Annotated in this window: 2 protein-coding genes; both read right to left on the minus strand. The window is 74.6% G+C overall.

Annotated features, from left to right (window positions below):
• Nucleotides 1–121: 121 nt before the first annotated feature.
• Complete coding sequence (locus GL263_RS26495) at nucleotides 122–460, minus strand: rhodanese-like domain-containing protein (RefSeq protein WP_182858271.1); 339 nt, start codon at nucleotides 458–460, stop codon at nucleotides 122–124.
• A 5-nt stretch (nucleotides 461–465) separates the two neighbouring features.
• Nucleotides 466–1,395: a hypothetical protein gene (locus GL263_RS26500; RefSeq protein WP_438948011.1), complete on the minus strand. Its 930-nt coding sequence runs from the start codon at nucleotides 1,393–1,395 to the stop codon at nucleotides 466–468.
• Nucleotides 1,396–1,403: the final 8 nt, after the last annotated feature.

Here is a 1,403-nt window from a genome sequence, read left to right on the forward strand (position 1 = left end):
CCCCACAACCCCCACCCTCACCGTCGACTTCGACGCCTGAGGGTCCGGCACGGCGAGCGCGATGCCCGGTCGGGCATCCGGCCGGTCGGCCGGCCGCCCTCCGGCCGCTCGGCGGCCGGGCTCAGAGGACGAAGGGGTCGTCGCCCTTGCCGGTGAGGGGGCGGCCGGCGGCGGCCCAGGCCTGCATGCCGCCCTCCACGTTCACCGCGTCGAAGCCCTGCTGGACGAGGTAGCGGGTCACCTGCGCGGAGCGGCCGCCGACGCGGCAGACGACGTACATGCGCCGGTCCCCGGCCTGCTCGGTGACCTCGCCGAAGCGTTCGACGAACTCGCCCATCGGCACGTGCAGGGCGCCCTCGGCGTGCCCGGCGTCCCACTCGTCGTGCTCGCGCACGTCGACGAGCAGCGCGTCCTCGGGGATCTCCCGGACGTCCACGGCGGGGACGTGTCCAAAATGCATCTGCCTCAGGCCCTCTCTGTCGGCGGGGGCGTCGGGGTGCGCCCGTCGGGTCCGGTGGTGCCGCCCCGCAGTTCCGCGAGTCGCGCCTCCTTGGCGACGACCTGCGCCTGCAACTGGTCGGCGATCTCGTCGAGCAGTCCGTCGGGGTCGTCGGCGGCCAGCTTCAGCATCGAGCCGACCGCGCTCTCCTCCAGCTCGGCGACCTGCCGGGTCAGCCGGTCCCGCCGGTCGGCCAGCCACTCCAACCGTGCGTACAGTTCCTCGGCGGCGCTCAGGGGGTCCGGCTCGGGTACCGGTCCGGCCGCCCACTCCTCGGCCAGCGCGGTGAGTTCGGCGACGTCGCCGCGCGCGTAGGCCTGGTTGACCCGCACCACAAACGCCTCGCGGCGTTCGCGCTCGGCCGGGTCGGTGGTGAGGTCGGGGTGCGCCTCGCGGACCAGTTCGCGGTAGCGGCGTCGTGCCTCCTCGCTGGGCCGCACCCGCTCCGGGGCCCGGACCGGCTGGTCGGTCAGCATCGCCAGGGCCTCGGGCGACAGGCCGTCGCTCTGCACCCAGTCGCCCAGCAGTTCCTCCAGGCCCGGCATGGGCAGCAGGGCGGCCCGCGCCTCGCGCGCGGCGTCCAGATCCCTGGGGTCGCCGGTGCGTGCCGCGACCTCCTCCGCGATCAGCGCCTCCAGCTCGTCCAGGCGCCGGTAGACGGGGCCGAGCCGCTGGTGGTGGAGCCGGGAGAAGTTCTCGACCTCGACGCGGAAGCTCTCGACGGCGATCTCGTACTCGATCAGCGCGGTCTCGGCCGCACGGACGGCCCGCGCCAACCGGTCGGTGGCGGGCTCCTCCTGCTGCGACGCCTGCGTCTGCGGATTGCTCACCGCCCCAGCGTACGCAACGGCCGGCACCGGGTGTCCGCCGATCACCGGCAGCGTGAGACTCCCCACGTCGGGGT

It is taken from the genome of Streptomyces durbertensis (assembly GCF_014156695.1).
Lineage (GTDB): Bacteria > Actinomycetota > Actinomycetes > Streptomycetales > Streptomycetaceae > Streptomyces > Streptomyces durbertensis.

What these genes read in the sequence shown, in the direction of transcription:
- GL263_RS26495 (WP_182858271.1), bottom strand. Translation starts at nt 460, where the DNA reads ATGCATTTTGGACACGTCCCCGCCGTGGACGTCCGGGAGATCCCCGAG.